Annotated in this window: 17 protein-coding genes; 4 read left to right on the forward strand and 13 right to left on the reverse strand. The window is 73.5% G+C overall.

Annotated elements, in window-relative coordinates:
- Positions 1-77 precede the first annotated feature (77 nt).
- The 3 genes from ACW14Y_RS20865 (at position 78) to ACW14Y_RS20875 (ending at position 1,534) form a co-directional block, all read left to right on the forward strand.
- The gene (locus ACW14Y_RS20865; RefSeq protein WP_380388391.1) at positions 78-800 is read left to right on the forward strand and encodes a hypothetical protein; all 723 of its coding nucleotides are present in this window, start codon (positions 78-80) and stop codon (positions 798-800) included.
- A gap of 87 nt (positions 801-887) precedes the next feature.
- Positions 888-1,136, forward strand: coding sequence for a hypothetical protein (locus ACW14Y_RS20870; RefSeq protein WP_043467052.1), 249 nt, complete (start codon positions 888-890; stop codon positions 1,134-1,136).
- Positions 1,133-1,534: a hypothetical protein gene (locus ACW14Y_RS20875; protein WP_043467048.1), complete on the forward strand. Its 402-nt coding sequence runs from the start codon at positions 1,133-1,135 to the stop codon at positions 1,532-1,534. Before ACW14Y_RS20870 ends, ACW14Y_RS20875 begins: the two co-directional genes overlap by 4 nt.
- A gap of 48 nt (positions 1,535-1,582) precedes the next feature.
- Here the strand turns inward: ACW14Y_RS20875 and ACW14Y_RS20880 are convergent, their stop codons facing one another.
- Positions 1,583-1,759, reverse strand: coding sequence for a hypothetical protein (locus ACW14Y_RS20880; RefSeq protein ID WP_266312023.1), 177 nt, complete (start codon positions 1,757-1,759; stop codon positions 1,583-1,585).
- A 186-nt stretch (positions 1,760-1,945) separates the two neighbouring features.
- On the opposite strand from ACW14Y_RS20880, the gene ACW14Y_RS20885 reads away from it, so the two are divergent.
- Positions 1,946-2,788 carry an HAD family hydrolase gene (locus ACW14Y_RS20885; RefSeq protein WP_380304069.1) on the forward strand — a complete coding sequence of 281 codons (843 nt, stop codon included), beginning with the start codon at positions 1,946-1,948 and terminating at the stop codon, positions 2,786-2,788.
- A gap of 21 nt (positions 2,789-2,809) precedes the next feature.
- On the opposite strand, the gene ACW14Y_RS20890 is transcribed toward ACW14Y_RS20885, so the two are convergent.
- From ACW14Y_RS20890 to cydD, 12 genes are all read right to left on the reverse strand, one after another.
- On the reverse strand, positions 2,810-3,586 hold the full coding sequence (locus ACW14Y_RS20890; RefSeq protein ID WP_380304119.1) for a phosphate ABC transporter ATP-binding protein: 777 nt from the start codon (positions 3,584-3,586) through the stop codon (positions 2,810-2,812).
- A 200-nt stretch (positions 3,587-3,786) separates the two neighbouring features.
- Positions 3,787-4,563 carry a sortase gene (locus tag ACW14Y_RS20895; RefSeq protein ID WP_456982888.1) on the reverse strand — a complete coding sequence of 259 codons (777 nt, stop codon included), beginning with the start codon at positions 4,561-4,563 and terminating at the stop codon, positions 3,787-3,789.
- Positions 4,564-4,725: 162 nt separating this feature from the next.
- Entirely contained in the window at positions 4,726-6,690 is a 1,965-nt protein-coding gene (locus ACW14Y_RS20900; RefSeq protein ID WP_456982890.1) for a substrate-binding domain-containing protein, read from the reverse strand.
- Between the two features lie 65 nt (positions 6,691-6,755).
- Positions 6,756-8,024, reverse strand: coding sequence for a phosphate ABC transporter permease PstA (gene pstA / locus ACW14Y_RS20905; protein ID WP_380304075.1), 1,269 nt, complete (start codon positions 8,022-8,024; stop codon positions 6,756-6,758).
- A 58-nt stretch (positions 8,025-8,082) separates the two neighbouring features.
- On the reverse strand, positions 8,083-9,102 hold the full coding sequence (pstC, locus tag ACW14Y_RS20910; protein WP_380304077.1) for a phosphate ABC transporter permease subunit PstC: 1,020 nt from the start codon (positions 9,100-9,102) through the stop codon (positions 8,083-8,085).
- Between the two features lie 112 nt (positions 9,103-9,214).
- A complete protein-coding gene (locus ACW14Y_RS20915) occupies positions 9,215-12,058 on the reverse strand; it encodes a hypothetical protein (protein WP_456982893.1) in 2,844 nt (947 codons plus the stop codon).
- 307 nt (positions 12,059-12,365) lie between these two features.
- Complete coding sequence (locus ACW14Y_RS20920) at positions 12,366-12,950, reverse strand: hypothetical protein (RefSeq protein WP_380304081.1); 585 nt, start codon at positions 12,948-12,950, stop codon at positions 12,366-12,368.
- A gap of 202 nt (positions 12,951-13,152) precedes the next feature.
- Positions 13,153-14,235, reverse strand: coding sequence for a substrate-binding domain-containing protein (locus ACW14Y_RS20925; RefSeq protein WP_380304083.1), 1,083 nt, complete (start codon positions 14,233-14,235; stop codon positions 13,153-13,155).
- A gap of 376 nt (positions 14,236-14,611) precedes the next feature.
- Positions 14,612-15,019 (reverse strand): hypothetical protein, encoded by a 408-nt coding sequence (locus tag ACW14Y_RS20930; protein ID WP_380304085.1) that lies wholly within the window; start codon positions 15,017-15,019, stop codon positions 14,612-14,614.
- Positions 15,009-15,431, reverse strand: a complete 423-nt coding sequence (locus ACW14Y_RS20935) for a DUF1508 domain-containing protein (protein ID WP_380304087.1) — start codon at positions 15,429-15,431, stop codon at positions 15,009-15,011. Before ACW14Y_RS20935 ends, ACW14Y_RS20930 begins: the two co-directional genes overlap by 11 nt.
- A gap of 275 nt (positions 15,432-15,706) precedes the next feature.
- Positions 15,707-17,524, reverse strand: a complete 1,818-nt coding sequence (locus ACW14Y_RS20940; RefSeq protein ID WP_380304089.1) for a sensor histidine kinase — start codon at positions 17,522-17,524, stop codon at positions 15,707-15,709.
- A gap of 98 nt (positions 17,525-17,622) precedes the next feature.
- Positions 17,623-21,144: a thiol reductant ABC exporter subunit CydD gene (cydD, locus tag ACW14Y_RS20945; protein ID WP_456982897.1), complete on the reverse strand. Its 3,522-nt coding sequence runs from the start codon at positions 21,142-21,144 to the stop codon at positions 17,623-17,625.

Below are 21,144 nucleotides of genomic sequence, written 5' to 3' on the forward strand. Positions count from 1 at the left end.
CCGACTTTCCGTCCTCCGGCGGCATCTCCCCGGTTGTACGAGGACGCAGCGGGCGTCCCGACCAGCAGGGGGAACAGATGACCGAGAACCGGGCCGTCCAGCAGAAGTCCGTCCGCCGCCACCGGGTCGCCGCCGCGGCCTGCGTCGCCGCCGCACTGGTCGCGGTCGGCGTCGTCGGCGCCCGGTCGGCCACCGCCGACGGGGCCGCGCGGAACGCCGCGCACCCCGCTCCGGTCGCCGCTCCCCCGACCGCCACCGCACAGTCGGCCGCGACAGCCCAGCCAGCCACGACCGCTACCGGGCTCGGCTCCGCCGCCCTCGTCCAGAGCGAGGACCAGGTCCGGCAGGGCCTGGACCCGGTCGGCGCGACCGTCGCGCTGACCGGACGCCAGGGGCTGTCCGCGTGCTCCGGCGAGGAGACGATGCACGACCTGACCAAGGGCCGGGCCACCGCGTACGCCTCCGTGACCTGGACCTTCGCCACCGAGGGCCTGCTGATCGAGTCGGCCGCGAGCGCCCCCACCGGGCCTGTGGCCACCACCTGGGAGCAGCAGCTCGTCGCGCTCGTCCAGTCCTGCCAGAACGAGCCCGCCGGCCACTGGTACTACGGCGCGGCCCACACCCTGACCGCCGCCGGCGGCACCGCCCACTGGTACCCCTCCTACAACGGCGACGGCGCCGCCAGCGGCGGGGTCGCCGTCCTGCGCAGCGGCACCCGGGTCGCCCTGGTCGAGCTCACCGGCCCCGCGGCCTCGGTCGAAGGCCTCACCACCGCGGCGCTGAAGCGCCTCGCCCCCTGAGCCGGTGGCCCCGCCCGCGCCGGCGGGCGGGGCCGCCTGCTGTCTCTCGCACCACCGGGACGTGCATACCGGCGGTATGCTTGCCCTATGGCAGCCACCACGCGGATCACCGTCACCCTGCCCACCGAGCAGGTGGCCGAGCTGAAAAAGCTCACGGACAACGTCTCCGGCTACGTCGCCGAGGCGGTCGCCCGACAGATCAGGCATCAACTGCTCGGTGACGAGCTGCGCCGGTACGAGGAGGAGCACGGCGCGTTCACGGAGGAGGAACTCACAGCCGCGCACGCAAGGATCTTCGGTTCGTCCGAATCCGGCAGCGGAGCGGCCGCCGCGTGAGCGAGCGCATCGAGACCGTCGTACTGGACTCCCAGGGGATGTCCGCCTGGATCTCGCAGGACCGTGCGGTGCTCGCGATGATCAGCGCGTTCCACTCGATGGCAGCCGGTCTCGTGATCGGCGCCAACACCATCGTGGAGATCTCGCACGCCAAAGCGAACACCGCCCGACTGAACTGGGTCCTCTCACAGGTCAGGATCGAGCCGGTGACCGAGCATGCCGCCAGGGCCTCCGCGGCACTGCTCAAGCAGGCCGGTCTGCACGGCCACAAGTACGCCATCGACGCTACCGTCGCCGAGATGGCCCTCCGCCAGCCGGGGCCGGTGGCCATGCTCACCTCGGACGTCGACGACATGGCCAGGCTCTGCGGCGACCGGGTCCGGCTCATCGCGATCTGAGCCGGACCTGGCCGAACGCGGTGACGCCGACCGCACCGGGCCCCTGCTTCAGGGGTGCGGCCGTTGGGCGGGGAGGTGGACGGGGTGGGTCGGGGTGGTGCGGCGGGCGAGGTCGGCGAGGGTGTCGAAGAGGATGTCGCCGATCAGGACCGGCTCGCGGGAGGGCGGCGGGGCGTCCTCGGGGGCGGTCGGGGGGCTCTCGTCTCGGACCTGGCGAGTTGGCATGGCTCTTCCTGCCGACGGGGTGGCCGAGGGGAGTCCTGCCCGGTCGGGGGCGGTGGGACACCCCGGGGGCGGGGTGATCGGCCGGAAACCGGTGCGGCCGGGGCCGAAACGTGCCGCAAAGATCGATCCGGGGCCGGGCCACCCGCCCCGGTGACCCGCCGGCGGTGCGTGGGCGAAGATGGGTCGGTGACCACACCGCGCACCGCTCCCCCGATCCGGCTGATCGCCTCCGACCTGGACGGCACCCTGCTCTGCTCCGGCGGCACCGTCACCGGGCGCACCGCCGCCGCCCTGGCCGCCGCCGAGGCGGCCGGGATCCAGGTGGTGTTCGTGACCGGCCGGCCGCCGCGCTGGATGCAGCAGGTGAGCGCGCACATCGGCGGCCACGGGGTGGCGATCTGTTCGAACGGCGGCGCCGTGGTGGACGTGCACCGGGGCGAGCTGCTGGAGTCGTTCCCGCTGGGGGAGGCGGAGGCGCTCGCCGTGGTCGGGCGGTTGCGGGCCAAGCTGCCGGGCATCGCGTTCGCCTTCGAGTACCCGGCCGGGTTCGCCCGCGAGCCCGGCTACGAGGTCCGGATGTGGGGGCAGGACGAGAACCACCCGGTGGGTCCGGCGGAGGAGCTGCTCGGCGCCGGCGGGCCGGTGCGCGGGCTGTTCAAGCTGCTCGCCAAGCACCCGGACCTGGACCCGGACAAGCTGCTCGGCGAGGCCAGGGAGGCCGCCGGGGACCTCGCCGAGATCACCCGCTCGGCGCCGATCCCGCTGCTGGAGATCAGCGCGCCCGGCGTCACCAAGGCCAGCACGCTGGCCCGTTGGTGCGCCGGGCGGGGGATCGACCGGGGTGAGGTGGTGGCCTTCGGCGACATGCCGAACGACCTGGAGATGCTGGCCTGGGCGGGTACCGCGTACGCCGTCGCCAACGCCCACCCGCAGGTGCTGGCGGCGGTGGCGCTGCACACGGTGAGCAACGAGCAGGACGGCGTCGCCGCGGTGCTGGAGGAGATCCTCCGGCACCGCGGCGACGAGTAGGCGAGCGGTCGGGGCCGACGGTTACCCGAAGCGGCCGTTGACGTAGTCCGAGGTCCGCTGGTCGCGCGGGTGGTGGAAGACCTGCTCGGTCGGCCCGTGCTCGACGATCCGGCCCGGGGTGTCGTGGGTGGCCAGGAAGAACGCGCAGCTCTGCGAGACGCGCTGGGCCTGCTGCATGTTGTGGGTGACGATCACGATGGTGAGCTGCCCGCGCAGCTCCGCGATGGTCTCCTCGACCCGGCGGGTCGAGGTCGGGTCGAGCGCCGAGCACGGCTCGTCCATCAGCAGGATGTCCGGCGAGACCGCCAGCGACCGCGCGATGCACAGGCGCTGCTGCTGGCCGCCGGAGAGCGAGCCGCCCGGGGCCTCCAGCCGGCCGGCCACCTCGTCCCAGAGGCCGGCCTGGCGCAGGCTGGTCTCCACCAGGTGATCGCGCTCGTCCCTGGTGACCTTGATGCCGGCGAGCTTGAGCCCGCTGGCGACGTTGTCCTTGATGGACATCGCCGGGAACGGGTTGGGCCGCTGGAACACCATGCCGATCCGGCGGCGCACCTCGGCCGGGCGGCGGCCGGGGCGGTAGACGTCGTCGCCGTCCAGCAGGACCTCGCCGGAGAGCGCGGCGCCGCGGACCATCTCGTGCATCCGGTTGAGGATCCGCAGGTAGGTGGACTTGCCGCAGCCGGACGGCCCGATCAGGGCCGTCACCTCGCCGGCCGGCATGGCGAGCGAGACCCGCTCCAGGACCTTGCGGGCGCCGAACCAGGCGGAGACCTCGCGGGTCTCCAGCCCGGCCAGCACCGGCTCCTCGGGGTAGCCCTGGTAGTGCGCGTCCTGCGGGTAGAGCAGCTGCTGGCCGCCGTGTCCGGCGTAGCCGCCGCCGACTCCCGCGGGGACGGCGGGCAGGGTGATCGTGGTCTCGGCCGATTCGCCCGGCCCGTGGCTGGGCGGTACGTCGGTCATCGGTGCATCCGTCATCGGTACGGTCCTCCGGGCGCGCGTCAGTAGAGATTGGGCAGCAGGGCGGCGGCGTTCTCGTAGACCGCCCAGAGCAGCGCGCCGACGACCGGCGCGAGGCTGAGGTAGGCGGCCGAGCGGTGCCAGTACCGGGCCAGCACGACGACGGCGACCACCGCGCCGAGCAGTCCCAGCGTCCACAGCTGCAGCGCGGCCAGCGCGCCCTTGTCGGCGGCCAGCGCCTTGTCGTACGGCACGGTGGCGGGACGCCCGCCGGGGTTGGCCACCGGGTCGCCGTCCAGCCGGGCCCCGATCATCACCGTCGACTCCGGGATCCAGTTGGAGTCGCTGGTCACCAGCACCAGCCGGTTGCGGACCGGGTCGACGATCGGGTGGTCCTGGTCGCCGTACACGTTGACGGTGTAGGTGAATTTGCCCTGGCCGGTGGTGGCCTCGATCTTGTCGCCGACCCGCAGCTTGTTCAGCTCGCCGAACGGCGCCCCGAAGGTCGCCCCGCGGCCGAACAGCACCGCCACCCCGGTCTGCCCGGGCAGCGCGGTGTCCCGGCGGTGGCCGGGGCCGCGCATGAGGTCCCGGCCGGTGGTGCCCTCCACCACGACCGCCTGGTGCAGCCCGATCGCCGGGATGTCCAGCAGCGCGACGGGCGAGCCGTCGGCGGCCTTTCCGGTCGGGGCGGTCGCCTTGCCGAGCTGGTCCTGGAAGGACTTGTAGGCGGTGGACTGGAAGTGCTTCTGCTGGACGTGCGACAGGGTGAACAGGTAGCCGACGAAGCCCATGGTGATCGCCGCGAGCAGGCTCACCGCCCAGGCCGCCTGCAGGAACCTGACCCGCTTGGCCGTCCGGCCGGAGCCGTCGGACCCGGCCGGAGCGGTCTCCGGGGCCGGGGCGGCGGGCGGGGCCGCGCCCGCCGGGGCGGGCGCGGCCGGGCGCCGTCCCGGCGGGCTTCTCCAGGGCGGGCGCCGTCATGACCGGCCGCCCGTCTGCCGGCGGCGCAGCAGCCGGCGGCCGAGCAGCGGCGGGACGATGACGACGGCGAGCAGTTCGAGCGCCGTGAGCGTGCTCAGGGTCCAGTCCTCCGGGCGGCCCGCGACCTCGACGACGTCGGCGGCCACCTCGGTGGCGGTGCCGCTGCCGCGGCCGCGCGCGACCACCTGGCCGGTCTGCGGGTCGACGACCTCCTCGACGCCCTGGCCGTCGCCCCCGTCGGCCGGCGCGTTCGGGTCGGCGCCGACGGCCGGGGCGTTGGGGTCGGCCGCGGCCCCGCCGGTGCCGGCGTCACCGCCGGTGCCGCCCGTGGTGCCGGCGCCGCCGGTGGTGCCCGTGCCGCCGGTGGTGCCGGTGCCGGTGGAGCCGGGGGTCTTGGTGGTGGTGGCCTTGCCGGTGTTCGCGGCGCCGCCGGTCGCGGCCGCACCGCCGGTCGCGCCGCCCGTGGCCGCGCCGCCGGTGGAACCGGAGCCGCCCGTGGCCGCACCGCCCGCCGCGCCGGCGCCGCCGGTGGCAGCGCCGCCCGAGCCCGAACCGGAGCCCGAACCGGAGCCGCCCGTGGCCGCGCCGCCGGTGGAGGCGGAGCCGCCCGAGGTGGTTCCGCCCGACACCGGCTTGCCGTTCTCCACCTTGCAGTCCAGCGGGGTGCCCTTGGCGTCGCAGGGGCTGGGCTGCGGCGCGTTCTTCAGAACGGTCAGCTCCTCGCCGGTGAAGGTCGGGTTGGGGCAGTTGGCGAGCGTGTTGGGGTCGACCGTGCTGGCGTTGCCCGGGATGTGCGTGCTCTGCAGGATGCCGCCGCGGACCAGGTTGCGGGGGATCGGCGAGTAGCCCAGTTCGTCGGCCTTGCCCTGGCCGGCGCAGAGCACGTACGAGATGAAGCGGCTGAGCGCGCTGCCCTTGTCGTCGTTGAAGCGCGGGGGCGGCGGGAGCGCGGCGTCCTTGCGCGGGACGATCAGGTAGCTGTAGCTGGAGACCGGGTAGGACCGCGGGTCGCTGTTGGTGTAGACGCCGTCGAGGTTCTGCTGCAGGAAGTTCGGGTCGCTCGCCGGGGTGCTGTCGTCGACGCCGCGGATCTTGGCGGCGGTCAGGGCGACCGCGACGTTGGAGGCGGTGGGCAGGGTGTAGTACCCGGCCGGGTTCAGCACCTTGACGACCGGCCAGTTGCTGCCCTTGGCGAAGGCGTACTCGTCGTAGCCGATGGTGCCCTCGCCCGCGGAGCCCATGATGTAGTTGGCGACGACGTCGGAGCCGTTGAGCGCCATCATCCGGCCGGACCTCGGGAAGAACTCCGTGTAGTCGCCGCAGGGGACGTTGTTGATGCCCTTGCAGTAGCCCTCCCACTCCGCCTGGTAGGTGTGCTGCATCCACCGGGTGAACTGGGCGGTGGCGCCCGAGCCGTCCGAGCGGACGATCGGGGTGATCTGGATCGAGGGCAGCGCCCTGCCGTAGTCGGCGGTGATCTTCGGGTCGTTCCAGTTGGTGATCTTGCCGGTGAAGATCTCGACGACGGTCTTGGGCGAGAGCCGGAGGTCGCGGACCTGCTTGCCGGCGACGGTCAGCTTGTACATGAAGGCGGTGCCGCCCGCGGTGATCGGGACGTAGGAGTACCCGTACACCGGGTTCTCGGCGTTGCCCGCGCCGCCGTCGTGGCCGCCCTGTCCGAGGCCGGTGTCCGGCTGGGTGCGGAAGGGGACGTCGGAGGCGGTGAAGTCGTTCTGGCCGATCGCCCACTGGTTGCGGCCGGCCGCGGAACCGGACGGGCTGAAGTTGATCTTGATGCCCATCGGGTTGACGTCATTGCGCCACTGGTCGATGGCCGGACCGGCCCAGCTCGACCCGTCGGCGTTCAGCGAGGTGGCCGCGAACGCCGGGACGGCCTGTCCCAGCAGCAGCGCCGCCCCGGTGAGGCACAGGGTGAGCAGCATGGCGGCGGTACGTGCCACGGGTCGGCGAACAGCCTCCCACGACATGGGAACTCCTCGGGTACGGTGGGTGGTTGTTACGGACATCAGCTCGCTCCTGCCGCGGCGGTTCCGGACGTACGGTGCGCGCCCGCCACGGCGGGCCCGGCGGCCACGACCGTCCGGCGCTCGCGGGCGGACTGCTCGGCGACCCGGGCTCCCCGTTCGATCCGACGGCGCTGACGACGGGTCAACTGGCCGGGACGGCGCCCGCCGAGCACGCGCGCGGTGACGAAGAGGATCAGCACGATGACCATCAGGGTCAGGGCTGCCGCGAAGGCCCGCGCGACCATGTCGGGGTACGGCTGCTTGACGTAGTTCCAGATGTAGAGCGGCAGCGACACCTGGCGGTCGTGGAACGGGTTGGCGTTGAGCTGGGTGGTGAAACCCGCGGTCAGCAGCACCGGCGAGGTCTCGCCGACACCGCGCGCCATGCCGAGCACGACCGCGGTCACCAGGCCGGGCCTCGCGGTCGGCAGCACGACGTTCCAGACCGTGCGCCACTGGCTGGCGCCGAGGGCGAAGGAGGCCTCCCGCAGGGTGCCCGGCACCAGCCGGATCACCACCTCGGCGGCGCGGGTGACGATCGGCATCATCATCACCGTCAGGGCCAGCGAGGCGGCGAAGCCGCTCTTCTCGAAGCCCAGGGTGATGATCACCACGCCGAGGATGAACAGACCGGCCACGATGGACGGCAGCGCCGTCATCGCCTCCACCAGGGTCCGCACCGGGCGGGCCATCCGCCCCCCGACCTCGGACATGAAGACCGCCGCCGAGATGCCCAGCGGCACCGCGAACAGGGTGGCCAGTCCCAGCTGTTCGAGCGAGCCGATGATCGCGTGCAGCGCGCCGCCCGAGGTGATCGGCGAGAGCGCGGAGGTCGTCTCCATCGACTGGGTGAAGAAGTTGAGGTGCTGGGCGGCCTCGTAGCCGCGCATCGTGACATAGCCGATCTGGTCGAGGATCAGCGTCACCACCGTCAGGCCCGCGCTCCAGGCGAGCACCGACACCAGCCGCTCGCGCACCAGCAGCGCGCCCCACTGGAGCCGGCCGAGCAGGGTGTAGCCGACCAGGAACAGCAGGTACCAGCAGAGCACGAAGCCGAACGCGCCGCTGAACGGCATGACGCGCTCGTAGAGGATCCAGTCCAGCGCCAGTGATCCGGTCGCGGCGCCGAGGATCGTCAGCACGTCCTCACGGGTCACCCCGCCGATCCTGATCCGGCGCTCGGGCGGTGGCGCGGTGCCCGGCGAGGCCGGAGCCGGGCCCTGGGCCTCGGCCGGAGTGGTTTCGGCCGGCAGGTCGAGTGTGGTCATCGGGTCGTCCCTTCACGACGGGGCGGCAGCAGGCGGGGGCGGGAGGAAAGGTCCACGGTCAGTCCGCCGTAGCCGCGCCGGAGCGGGACCGGTTGATCACGAACCCGGCCGCCACGTTGACCAGCAGGGTGAGCCCGAACAGCACCAGGCCGGCCGCCATCAGCGCCGAGAGCGAGAGCGGGTCCGACTCGCCGAAGCGCAGGGCGATCAGTGCGGAGATCGAGTTGGCACCGTTCTCCAGCACGTGGCTGATCCGTTCGAAGTTGGGCGAGATGATCAGCGCGACGGCGATGGTCTCGCCCATCGCGCGCCCGAAGCCGAGCATCACGGAACCGATCACCCCGCCCTTGCCGAACGGCAGCACCACGGTGCGCACCATGCCCCAGCGGGTCGAGCCGAGCGCGTACGCGCCCTCCCGCTCGCCCTGCGGCGCCTGGGAGAACACCTCGCGGCTGAGCGAGGTGACGATCGGGATGATCATCAGCGAGACGACGACGCCGGCGATGAACGTCGACGAGGTGTAGGAGCTGGCGATGTCGCCGGTGCGCACCTTGAGGAAGGGGATCGTGTCGCCCAGGTGGTTCGACATCCAGCGGACGAAGCCGATGATCCGCGGCTGGAGGAAGAACAGGCCCCAGAGGCCGTAGACGATGCTGGGGATCGCGGCCATCAGGTCGACCAGCGAGATCAGGGTCGCCCGGAGCCGGACCGGTACGTACTCGGAGATGAACACGGCCGTGGCCAGCGCCACCGGGACCGCGATCACCAGGGCGATGACGGCGATCAGCAGGCCGTTCGGCAGCACCGAGGCGATGCCGAAGTTGTGCGCCTGGGTCAGCCACTTCTGCTCGGTGAAGAAGGAGAAGCCGACCGCGCGGAGCGCGTCGGCGCCGCGCAGGATCAGGAAGAAGGCGATCAGGCCCATGATCGCGAAGACTGAGAGCCCGGCCCCGCGCAGGAAACCGCGGAACACCCGGTCGCCGGGCGTGGACGGGGCGGTGATGGTACGGGGTACATCGTGGTCCGGCTGGCCTGGAGTCTCGGCGAACGGTGTCGCGGGCTCGGCGGCGGCTGTCATGGTCTGCTCTCCGGCGCGCTCGGTACGGGACAGGTGCAGGGAGACTGGCGGGGGCGGGGAAGGGACTCGGCGGGGCCGGGACAGCGGCCCCGCCGAGTCGGAACGTGCGTCGTCAGACGCGGCGGCCCGGACGCAGGCGCGCCCAGACCCCGGACGCCCCGGCGGCGATCCTCGCGCCGGCCGGAGTACCGGCCAGGACGAGTGCCAACGGGCCTCCCACCAGCAGGACCGCGCCGACGATCAGCGCGATCGGGAGCAGCAGCCTGGCCCCGCCGGAACGGTCGGCGGCCGGCGTTCCGGCAGCGACCGGGGCGGCGGCGAGCGGCCCGGTGGTGGCGGCCGGGGTGGCCGCCGGAGCGGCGTTCGCCTTGACCGGGGCCGCGGACGGCACGGGTGCGGGGGCCGCGGGGACCGCGGCGGTGCCGCCGACCGATCCGGTCGTACCGGTCGTACCGGTCGAACCGGTCGAACCGGTCGAACCGGAGCCCGTCGTCCCGGAGCCGCCGGACGTGCCACTGCCGGTCGAGCCCGACGTGCCGGTCGAACCGGTGGTGCCGGTGGTGCCGGTGGTGCCCGTGGTGCCGGTCGAACCGGTGGTGCCGCCCGTGTCCGTGGAGCCCGTGGACCCCGTGGAGCCGGTCGTGCCACCGGTCGAACCGCCGGAGGTACCGCCCGTGGTCCCGCCGGTCGTGCCGCCGTCGGTGCCGCCGGTGGTCCCGCCGGTCGTACCGCCGTCACCACCGCCGGTGGTTCCACCGTCGGTACCGCCCGTGGTCCCGCCGTTGTCGCCGTTCCCACCGGTCTGGCCACCGTTGTCGCCGTTGCCGCCGGTCTGGCCGCCGTTCCCGCCCTCGGGCTCGGTCGGCTCGGGCCCCGGCTGGTTGCCGGGGTACTTGCCGTCCTGCGCCGCGACGTGCGTCACGGCGGACCGCGCCTGCGCCAGCTGGTCGTCCGTCAGGGCGAGGAACCCGGCGGTCAGCTGACCGGGCTCGTTGCCGTAGACCTGACCCTCGGCCGGGTCGGTCACCCGCCGCAGGAACTCCGACGCCGCCTTCGCCTTCGCCGCGGAGAGGCCGCCGGTCGGCACCATCGCGTACTGCACGACCGACAGCGGGTACGCCTGCGCCGAACTCGCGAACTCGGTTCCGGCCACGCCGTACGGCAGCTTCTGGGTGCCGGAGGCGGGGTCGACGGGCATGGTCGCGACGGCGGCCCGGAGGGCATCCTGGGTCGGCTTCACGAACTGCCCGGCCGGGTTGCGGAGCGCGGCCTCCGGCATGCCGTAGGCCTTGGCCTGACCGCTGTCCATGATCGCGAAAAGCCCGCGGCGGCCGGGGTCGACCGACGCACAGCTGGCGTGCTTGCCGTCCACGTCGGCGAACGGGGACTGGCAGGTCGGCTTGGACATCAGCAGGTTGCGCGCGACCTGGGCCAGACCGTTGTTGAGCGGGTTGATCTCGTACATCTTCCACGCGTCAGGACCGGAGTAGTCCTGCACCCTGATGGCGTCCACCGGGTAACCGGCGAACGTGGGCTGCTGGTAGAAGGTGTTGACGTGCATGCCGTTCGGGTCCGGCTCGCCCCGCATGAAGGCCGCCGCCTCCGGGTCCGCGGCGATCCACGAGGTCAGCTGGTAGATCAGGTCGGTGGTGCCACCGAGCACGATCGGCGCCGAGTCGGCCAGCCAGGCCTGCTCGGTGCACTTGGGCCAGCGCTGGCCGCTCGCCGGGTCGAGCTGGTTGAGGTCGAGGAAGTCCTTGTCCTCGAAGATGCAGACCGGGTTGTTGGCGACCGAGTCGATCGTGACGCCCTTGACCATCGCGTACGACTGGGTCAGCATCTTCGCCAGCAGCCGCGGCGTCAGGTTGAGCGTCTTGATCTGGCCGGAGTTCGCCGCGTCGTCGACCACGTAGGCGACCGAGATCGCCGAGGTCGCGAGCGGCGCGTAGACGTACGGCCGGTTCGCCGGCTCGCTCTCCGGGAGGGCGGTCAGGGCGACGTCCGGCCCCGACTGCTTCCGGAAGTTCGCCCGGGTCTGCGGCTCGCCCAGGTTCCCGATGTAGTCGACCCCGAGCGGGTTCGAGCCCCGGCACAGACCGGCGCGCCACTGCTGCATCGCGCGGTTGGCCATCGCCAGGCCGCCGACCAGCAGGTCCTGCGTCGTGCTGGGGCAGTCGCCGGCGGTCGGCGCGAAGGAGAGCGGGATGACGACCCGGTTGGCCCAGGCACAGCTCTCGCCCGGGTTCCAGGTGTCGTTCTCCGCGCCGCTCATGGCGAAGATCGACTCCGAGGCCATCGCGTAGTACTCGCTCTCGATCGGGTTGTCGAGAGAGTGGTTGGAGCAGTCGATCTTCTGATTGTCGGTGGTGAAGCCGAGCGCGTCACCACCGTAGTTGGCCTCGACCACCAGCGAGCACGGGTGGGTCGCGTCGCAGCGGAGGGCCGGGCTCTCCTCGGCGGTCCACACCTCGATGTCGGCCTCGCCGCGGCCGTCGGGGCCGGTGACCCGGACCGCGCCGTTGAACGGGAAGTCCGGCGTGATGGTGCCCGGCGGGGGCGCGGGCTGGAGGAAGCCCTTGGCCGGGTCCTGGTTGAACTTGGTGCTGCCGTAGCAGTCGTGCACGGTGGGGTCGGTGCCCCGGCACTGGTAGACGCGGACCGGATAGAGCTCCTGGCCGGTGGGGCTGTTGAGCTTGACGAACTTCACCGGGTTGCCCATCGGGTCCACGGTCGGGGTGAAGCCCTCCCAGGAGACGTGGACGACCTCGTTGCTGAGGTTGGTGGTGGAGGAGACGGTGATCTTGCCCTTGGGACCGTAGTCCTTGGTGACCGGGCGCCAGAGCGCCGGCCCGTCCACGGTCGTCGCGCTGGCCGCGGCCGCCTGCGGAACCGTTCCCGCACCCAGCGGCAGGATCGCCGAGACCCCCACGACCGCCCAGGCCGTCCCCAACGCCAACAGCCCCCTCCTCCACCTCCCCAGGGCTCTCGAACCCGGTGGACGGACTCTCATGACGTGTACCTCCAGGACCGCGCTTCGCGCGTAGACGGGGAACCGGCCGGACCCCGGCGCGAGTTGGCCAGATGCCGCCGATGGTCAGTCACCATTCGGCCAGCCGTACATGGCCGCCGTGGATCGCCAGGGTGTACGAGGCCACAACTCGCCTGCGAACAGCACTGTTTGATCACAATTCACGGCCGGCTTCCCCGAGCGCGGAACAGCGGGGCCCGGACATCCGGACCCCGCCGCCGTTACCTGGTGCGTGTCAGCTGCCGGCCTTGAAGGTGAGGTTCAGCGAACCCACCGACTGACCCGCGGTGAAGAAGGAGGTGTTCAGCTTGGTGTCGAGGTACTTCGCACCCTCCTCGTCCACCTGGAGGTCGCTGGCGGTCAGCGTGCTGGCGGCGGCGTTGCCGGTGACCGAGCTGTCGCCGGCCGGGTCGAGCAGCGCGACCGGCGAGGTGCCGCCCTGCGGGACACCGGTGATCTGCCAGTTGCCCACGTTGAAGGCCAGGTTCTTGAAGACGGCGGTCTTGCCGGTGCGCAGGTTGATGAAGAGCAGCCCGCCGCCCAGCTGGACGTCGCCGTAGAAGGCGGGGAGGTTGGCGGAACCGCCGGTCACCGGGAACGCGGCGGACAGGCCCGTGGCGCTGTCGTAGGAGCCGGTGGCCGTCGGGAGGGCAAAGACCATGACGCCCGCCGAGAGGGAGTTGATCAGGAAGGTGTTGCTCTCGTTCACCACGGCGCTGCCGGTGGCCGGGGTGGCGGCGGAGGCCGAGGTGGCCGCACCGGTGGTGGCGAGCACAACAGCGGTGGCAACGGCGGCGAGACGGGCGCTGGTGCGGGACATACTGCTCTCCTTGGTGTGGAACATGGAACGGTTCGGCCATGGGGCCGTGGTGCGGTGGTGCGTTCTCAAGGTGGTGCGGTCCTGCGGTGGTACCGCCGGCCCGCCCGGAGTCGTCCCGGACGGCCCGACGTGGCCCGGCGGCCAGGGGCGGAAGCCCCTGGCCGCCGGAAGTACGGGTGCGCTGCGATCGGAGGTGCTGCGATCAGATCGCGTGGGTGGTGGTGCCGCAGGCGCCGGTCGGCAGCGCGCGGAAGCCGTAGCTCTTGATGTCGGCGGCGGCGGTGGCGTTCTTGCAGACCCAGCCGGTGGTGCCGAAGATCGCGCGCAGCGCGGTGCCCTGGGTGTCGGTGGCGTTCCAGTTCGCCTCGCGGACCACGTTGTAGACCACGCGGCCGAACGAGGTGTCGGTGAAGGCCTTCGCCAGGCCGTTGGTGGCGTCGATCGGGGAGATGCCGTCGATCGAACGGAGGGTCAGGTTGCCCGCAGCGTCGCTGCCGCTGCTGTGGCCGTTGTAGACCTGGCCGATGTAGTGGGCGGCGGAGTAGGGAACGACCGCGTTGGCGTCGTTCAGGATCGGGTCGGTGCCCTGGTTCTCCTGGACGGTCGGGTTGGCCAGGACGCAGGCGCCGCCGTTGGCCAGGCCGAGCGCCGACAGGAAGAAGGAGCGGGTGCCGGAGCCGACCTGCGGGAGGAACGCCTTGATGGTGCCGCCGGCGCCCGTGTAACCCGGGATCTGGTTCCAGTTGGTGTAGGTGCAGTTGTAGATGTTGATCAGGTCGTTCTTGGACAGGTTGGTCGGCGCGTTGCTGCCCGTGGTCGCGGTGGCGACGGAGACGCCGTCCTTGGCGAAGGCCACGAACAGGTCGGTGGTCGGGTCACCCGGGACGCCCGGGACGCTGTTCTTCGGGCCGCGCGAGGAGCGGGCGAAGTCGACCGTGGTCTTGGAGGTGGCGTCCAGCGCGGCGATGCCGGCGCCCGAGCCGTTCGGGCGGGCGAACGCCGGGGAGGTCTGGGCGCCGGTCTTGGTGACGATCGGCGAGGTGCCCGTCGCGTCCCAGCTGTACAGACGCGGCAGGGTGCTGCTGGCGCCCAGGAACGCGTTGTAGTCGGTGGAGAACTGGTTCAGGACGGCCTGGGTGGTGTCCGAGCCGACGCCCACGATGTCCTGCGCGAGCGGCAGGGTCGGCAGGGTCGACGGGTCGGCGACGGCGGTGCCGGTGGCGACGGTCGCGACCGAGGTGGCGATGGCGACGGCGGCGAGCAGCTTGGCAGCGGTCTTGCGCATGTTCCTCTTCCTCCGGTGGGAGAGCAGTACATCGCTGTGCCCGGGTACTGGTGGTCAGTCCCAGGGCCGGTGGCCACGTCCGCGGTGGCCGCTCCGGCAGTGCCGATCCTGTCGGTCGGCGCGGTTCCGTCGGAAGGGCCGACCGGTGCGGCCGCCGATTGTCGATATCTCGGTTCGGAGAGGTTTAGCGACAGGTCAGCCCGGCCGCGGAGGGTGGGAAAGCCGCAGGTGGGAGGCCGGTGACGTTCTTCTCCAGGTGGCGACTCGGGGGGTTGCCGGAAACCTGCGCTTCACCGGAAGAGGGGGAACGGGGTGGTGGTGCCGGGCCAGCACGAACAGCCGCCCGAAGGCGGCTGCGGGACGGCGGGACGGGCCGTCAGAACGGCCAGCTGTCCTCCCGGCCGGGGCGGCGCGACTCCTGCCCCAGACGCTGGAGCCCGGACAGGAATCCGGTCACGCCGGCCTGGCACTGGTCGCGCCGGAGGTAGCCCCGGGCGCTGCGGGCCACCGGCCCGGCGCCCTCGGCGGCGCCCGGACGGGTGGTGCGGACCGGCAGGTACGCCGTCCACACCCAGAGCCGGGCCTCGGACTGGCCGACGGTGCACCGCAGTGCGGTCCGTTCGATGATCAACTCACGGACGGCGTCGGTGAGTTCCTGCTCGTTGCGATAGGTGCGCACACCGACGCCGAGCTGTCTGCCGTTCGCCGCGCGCAGCGCCCAGGACAGCGAACGGTCGCCGACCGGGACGGTGAGCAGGCGCGGCCCGCGTCGGTCAGCGGACATCGGACGTTCTCAACGACGGCCCCCGCTCGATCGGTTCGGGGCGTTCGAGGGGCGACTGTTTCGCCAGCAGCACCACGAAGCGCCGGAAGGCGTTCTGACAGGTCGCGTACCGCTCGTAGGCACGGCTCGACCGCACCTCCGGGAGGTTGCGGGTGCCCGGGACGACCCAGACCCACCCGATGCCGTCCCGGACGTGCGTGATCCGGGCGGTGAGCCCGTCCGCGACGACCCGTAAGCCGTCGAAGCCGCGCTCCGCCTCCGCGGCCGTCTCGTACGCGGCCGCGGTGACCGCGACAACGCGCCCGTTCGGCGCCTTCAGTTGCCAGCGGTACCGTCCGTCCGGCGCCCGTTCGGCCCGGAATCCCCCTCGACCTGCCCCTGCTGCGGTGTGACCGCGGCCAGACGCGTCCACTGCTCCCCCACGGTCCGGTTTCTCTCCGAGACGGGAGTAAAGCTATGTGTGCACACGAGAGCGCCGGAAGGCCACGAAATGCACAACTTTCTCCGTTGGCCGCGAAGTTCTCTCTCGTTAAACTTTCACCGACTGCACACCTTCCGCGCGCCAAGCACTCCCGCCGGCGCTGCGCGTCGTTCACCAACCGTTCGAGAATGTCCCGAGTCGCCCCGACCATTCCGACGAACGGTCAGGCACTCGGGACGGGGGCGCCGGAGCCTTCCGACGGACGCTCAGAGCCGCGCCGTCCAGCGCACCCTGGTCCCCCGGCCGTACGGCCCCGGCTCGTGCCAGGCGTCCCCGCCGAGCGCCTCGGCCCGCCGGGTCAGATTGCGCAGACCGCTGCGCCGCCCGCCCTCGGGGATGCCGACGCCGTCGTCGGTGACGGTCAGCAGCACGCCCGGGCGCCCGCCCCGGTCCAGCGACTCCGGGTCGCCGCCGACGGGCCGGCCGTCGTCGTCCAGGTGCACGGTCGAGTCGACCTCGACGCCGACCCGGGAGGCCCGGGCGTGCCGGGCCGCGTTGGACAGCATCTCCCGCAGTGCCGCCAGCAGTTGACGCCCGGTCTTCTCGCCGACCAGGCTCTCCACCGGGCCGACGAAGGAGACCGAGGGCTTGAAGCCGAGCGCCGCCGCGGTCTGGCTGCACTCGCGCAGCACCCTGGTCCGCAGGGTGTCGGGCGCGTCGCCGTGGTCGTCGTGCTGGAGCGCGTAGATGGTGGTGCGGACCTCCTGGATGGTGGCGTCCAGCTCGTCGACGGCCTCGCCGATGCGGACCTTCACCTCGGGGACGACGGCGCGCCGGGCCGCCCCCTCCAGCATCATCCCGGTGGCGAACAGCCGCTGGATGACCAGGTCGTGGAGGTCGCGGGCGATCCGGTCGCGGTCCTGGAAGACCGCCAGCCGCTGCTGGTCCCGCTGGCCCTCGGCGAGCCGCAGCGCGAGCGCGGCCTGCGAGGCGAAGGTCTCGGCCAGCTGCTTCTCGCCGTCGGTGAACGGCATCGCCCCGCGCGGGCGCCAGACGCACAGGCCGCCGAGCACCCGGCGGGCGGCGACCATCGGCACGGCCAGCGAGGGACCGAAGCTGCGGGCGAGCCGGATCACCACGGTCGGATCGGTCGACATGTCGTCCAGGTGCACGCTCTCGCCGTCGAGCAGCCGGGCGGCGAAGCTGTCCGGCGGCAGCAGCTCGCCGCGCACGAACTCGGCCGCCTCCCCGGAGGCGTGGGCGACCCGCATCCGCACCGTCCCGGCGTCCTCGTCGGCGACCGGCAGCAGGATCATGCCCAGCGCGGCGTCCGCCAGCTCCCGGACCTGCTCGGCGGCGACGGTGAGGGCGATCTCCGCCTCGTCCCTGGAGAGCAGCGCCGTGGTGACGGCGGCCGCCCCGGCGATCCACCGCTCCCGGCGCCGCCCCTCCTCGTAGAGGCGGGAGTTCTCGATCGCGACCCCGGCCGCGGCGGCCAGCGCGTGCACCACCTGCTCGTCCTCGGGGGTGAAGGCGCCGCCGCCCTTCTTCTCGGTCAGGTAGAGGTTGCCGAACACCTCGTCGCGGATCCGGATCGGCTCGCCGAGGAAGGTCCTCATCTCCGGGTGGTGCGGCGGGAAGCCGTACGAGCGGGGGTCGGCGCCGAGCTCGGTGAGGCGCAGCGGCTCGGGGCGGTCGATCAGCGCGCCGAGGATGCCCCGCCCGACCGGCAGCTCGCCGATCCGGGCCGCCACCGCGTCGTCCACCCCGACGTGGATGAAGTCGGACAGCCCCTGCCCGTTGGGAGCGATCACGCCGAGGGCGGCGTAGCGGGCGTCGACGAGCTCGGCGGCACCGGTGGCGATCCGGTGCAGGGTGGCGTGCAGGTCCAGGCCCGCACCGACCGAGACCACCGCCTCCAGCAGCCGCTGCATCCGGTCGGTGACGGCGGCGGCGGACTGCAGCCGTTCGGCCACCTCGGTGACCAGGGTGTCCAGGCCGAGCGAGGCGATCTCGGGGACGCGGTGCGGCGCCTGGTCCGCCTCCGGCTCGGCGGGCTCGGGCAGCTCTGGCGTGGGGTCCATGAGGACGAGCGTAGTTTGTACGGTTTTCGACGGAAGTGGCGACGCGACGGACAAGGGCCCGCGACTCCCCTCCCGCCGGGCCCCCGAGCCCCCGGCGGCTACCCGACCGCGAGCGGCAGACCCTCCGCCTCCCGCTCGCCCTCGGCCTCCCGCTCCCGGTCGTGCATGGCCCGCAGCAGCCCCTCCGGGCGGGACAGCAGCTCCGACCAGCCGCCCCGCTCGACCACCCGGCCGGCCTCCAGGACCAGCACCTCGTCCACCGTGCCGTCGTCCAGTCCGGCCAGCCGGTGGGTGATCAGCACGGTGCTGCGCCCGGCGGTGGCGGCGAGCAGGTCGGCGGTGAGGGCGTCGGCGGTGGGCAGGTCGAGGTGCTCGGCGGGCTCGTCCAGGACGAGCACCGGGAAGTCCGCGAGCAGGGCCCGGGCCAGCGCCAGCCGCTGGCGCTGGCCGCCGGAGAGCCGGGCGCCGTGCTCGCCGACCATGGTGTCCAGCCCGTCCGGCAGGCTCTCGGTGAAGTCCAGCAGCCGGGCGGCGGCCAGCGCGGCCCGCAGCTCGTCCTCGTCGGCGTCGGGCCGGGCGAGGCGCAGGTTCTCCCGGAGCGAGCTGTCGAAGACATGGGCGTCCTGCGCGCAGAGCCCGATCACCCGGCGGACGTCCTCCCCCGCGAGCGAACGGCTGTCCACAGCCTGTGGACGACCGGCCGCGAGCACCACGCTGCCCGCGCGCTGGTCGAGGAAGCGCAGCAGCGTCTGCGCGAGCGTGGTCTTGCCGGAGCCGGACGGGCCGACCACGGCGATCCGCCGGCCGGGCCCGAGGTCGAGGTCCACCCCGGCCAGCGCGTCGGTGCCCTGCCCGGGGTGGCGGGCGGTGAGACCGCGCACCGCGATCGGCAGCGGCCGCTCCGGCAGCGCCACCGGCGCGGCGGGCTCGGCCACGGCCTCCGGCGCGTCCAGCACCTCGGCGAGCCGCTCCGAGGCGGCCAGGCTGCGCCGGCGGGCCTGGACGGCGGCCGGCATCCCGGTGACCGCCTCGAAGGCCGCCAGCGGGGTCAGCACGACCACGGCCAGGCAGACCGGGGCGAGGGCCCCGGACGCCACGCCGCGCAGTCCGACGGCCGCGGCGGCGGCCACCGTGAGGCCGGTGAGCAGGGTGATCAGCCCGGTGCCGAGCGCCGCGGTGGCGGCCGAGCGGGCGGCCAGCCCGGTCAGCGCGGCGTCGGCGGCGCGGACGGCGGCCAGCCGGCCGGGCAGCGCGCCCGCCACGGTGAGTTCGGCGGTGCCGCTGAAGGCGTCCAGGACGGCGGTGGCGAGCCGCCCGCGCGCCGGGGCCTGCCGTCGCTCGGCGCCGGCCGACCAGCGGGCGGTCAGCGCCGGCACCACCAGGCCGGCGAGCAGCAGTCCGAGCCCGAGCACCAGCCCGGCGGCGGGCAGGAAGGCTCCCATGGCGAGCGCGGCGGCCGCCGAGACCACCGCCGCCACCGCGGCCGGGAGCCGCCAGCGCAGGTAGTGGTCCTGGACGGCGTCGACGTCGGCGACCAGCCGGGAGAGCAGGTCGCCCCGCCGGAACGCGGGCAGCGCGGCCGGGGCGAGCACGGCGAGCCGGCGGTAGACGGCGGCGCGCAGGGTGCCGAGGGTGCGCAGCACCGCGTCGTGCGAGACCAGCCGCTCGGCGTAGCGGAAGACGCTGCGGCCGATGCCGAAGGCGCGCACCGCGGTGACGGCCATCATCAGGTGGAGCACGGGCGGCATCTCGGAGGCCCGGGAGATCAGCCAGCCGGAGGTGGCCATCAGCGCCACGGCGCAGCCGAGCGCGAGCGCGCCGAGCAGCACCGAGAGTGCCAGCCGGGGGCGGACGGCACCCGCGGCGGGGGCCGGTCCGTCCTGGTCCGGCGCCGGGAGTGTCGGACGCCCCCGGTGGGCGAGCACCGGGACGGCCGCCGGAGGGGCGGGCGGCGCGGCCGGGCCGGCCAGCCGGACCCGCCGGTCGGCGGCGGCCAGCAGCGCGGGCCGGTGCGCGACCACCAGCACGGTGCGCGCCGGGTCGGCGGCCAGCGCCCGGACGGCGTCGACGACGGCCGCCTCGGAGACGCCGTCCAGGTTGGCGGTGGGCTCGTCGAGCAGGACCAGCGGGCGGTCGTCGGCCAGCAGCACCCGGGCGAGCGCGAGCCGCTGGCGCTGCCCGGCGGACAGCCCGGCGCCGTCCTCGCCGAGGCGGGTCCGCAGGCCCTGCGGCAGCCGGTCGACGAAGTCGAGGGCGTGCGCGGAGCGCAGGGCCGCGCGCTGCTGCTCCTCGGTGGCGCCGGGCCGGTGCAGGGTCAGGTTGTCGGCGACGGTCCCGGCGAACAGGTGCGGGTGCTGCGGCACCCAGGCGATCTGCCGCCGCCAGCTGTCCGGCTCCAGCTCGGCCAGGTCGTGGGTCCGGCCGTCGGCGCCGGTGATCCGGACCGTCCCGGCGGTGGGCGCGGTGAGGCCCAGCAGGACGCCGAGCAGGGTGGACTTGCCGGCCCCGGAGGGCCCGGTGAGGGCGACCGTCCCGCCGGGGCGCAGGGTGAGCGAGGCGCCGTCCAGGGCGGGCGTGCTCCGGCCGGGGAAGGCCACCACGAGGTCCTCGACCGTGACGGCGGCCCCGGCCAGGTCGGGCGCGGGGGCGGTGCCGCGGGGCGGCAGCGGGGTCTCCAGCACCTCGAAGATCCGGTCGGCGGCGGTGAGGCCCTCGACGCTGGAGTGGTAGAGCGCGCCGACCTGGCGGATCGGGAAGTAGACCTCGGGGGCGAGGACCAGGATCAGCAGCCCGGTCTCCAGGTCGAGGGTGCCGTCGACCAGCCGGAAGCCGACGGTGACGGCGACCAGCGCGACCGAGAGGGTGGAGAGCAGTTCCAGCGCGAAGGAGGAGACGAAGGCGATCCGCAGGGTGCGCAGGGTGGCCCGGCGGTAGTCGGCGGTGATCCTGGCGATGGTGGCGGCCTGGGCGCGGGCCCGGTTGAACACCTTGAGCGTGGGCAGTCCGGCGACCACGTCCAGGAAGTGGTGCGAGAGCCGGGACAGCCCCTCCCACTGACGGTCCATCCGGGCCTGGGTGGCCATCCCGATCAGCACCATGAACAGCGGGATCAGCGGCAGGGTGCCGGCGATGATCGCGGCCGAGGTGACGTCGGCGCCGACGATCCGCAGCAGCACCGTGGCCGGGACGACCACGGCGAGCGCCAGTTGCGGCAGGTAGCGGGCGAAGTAGTCGTCGAGCGCGTCGACACCCCGGGTGGCGAGGGTGGTGAGCTCGCCGGTGCGCCGGCCCGCCAGGTAGGCCGGGCCGAGCGCGGTGGCGTGGTCGAGCAGCCGGCGCCGCAGGGTGGACTTCACCCGGGCGACGGACCGGTGCGCGACCAGTTCGGTGAGCCAGCCGACCAGCCCCCGACCGACCGCGGTGAGCGCCAGCAGCGCCAGCGGCGTGCCGAGTTCCCCGAGCCCGGTCCGCTGCTGGAAGCCGCGGACCACGAGTTCGGCGATCAGGCCCGCCTGGGCCACCACCAGGGCCGCGTTCGCCGTCCCGAGCAGGACGGACCCGGCGAGGAAGACCCGGGTGGTGCGGGCGTGCGCGAGGAGTCGGGGGTCGACCGGCTTCAT

Source organism: Kitasatospora sp. cg17-2, from assembly GCF_054031055.1.